Below are 421 nucleotides of genomic sequence, written 5' to 3'. Positions count from 1 at the left end.
AAAATAAGGGCGGTCAGTTGACCGCCTTTTTTCTTTTCGTAGGGCGGATAAGCACCGCGCATCCGCCACACAAAGCAACAGGAACATCATGAGCGATAATGACACTATCGTAGCCCAGGCCACGCCTCCGGGACGTGGCGGCGTTGGCATCCTGCGCATCTCCGGCTTCAAAGCCCGTGAAGTTGCCGAAACCGTGCTGGGTAAACTGCCTAAGCCGCGCTACGCCGATTATCTTCCGTTTAAAGACGCCGACGGCAGCGTGCTCGATCAGGGGATTGCGCTATGGTTCCCTGGCCCGAACTCGTTCACCGGCGAAGATGTGCTGGAACTGCAAGGTCATGGCGGTCCGGTGATCCTCGACCTGCTGTTAAAACGCATTCTGACCATTCCCGGCCTGCGGATTGCTCGCCCTGGTGAGTTT

General features: G+C 57.5%; 1 pseudogene. It reads left to right on the top strand.

The features are described from left to right. Positions 1-88: 88 nt before the first annotated feature. Positions 89-421, top strand: a pseudogene (locus EVJ22_RS15310) (tRNA uridine-5-carboxymethylaminomethyl(34) synthesis GTPase MnmE); the annotation flags it as partial.

Origin of the sequence: Exiguobacterium sp. SH0S7 (genome assembly GCF_004337195.1) — a bacterium.
GTDB lineage: Bacteria > Bacillota > Bacilli > Exiguobacteriales > Exiguobacteriaceae > Exiguobacterium > Exiguobacterium aurantiacum_A.
This window is presented reverse-complemented; position numbering and strand designations above follow the sequence as displayed.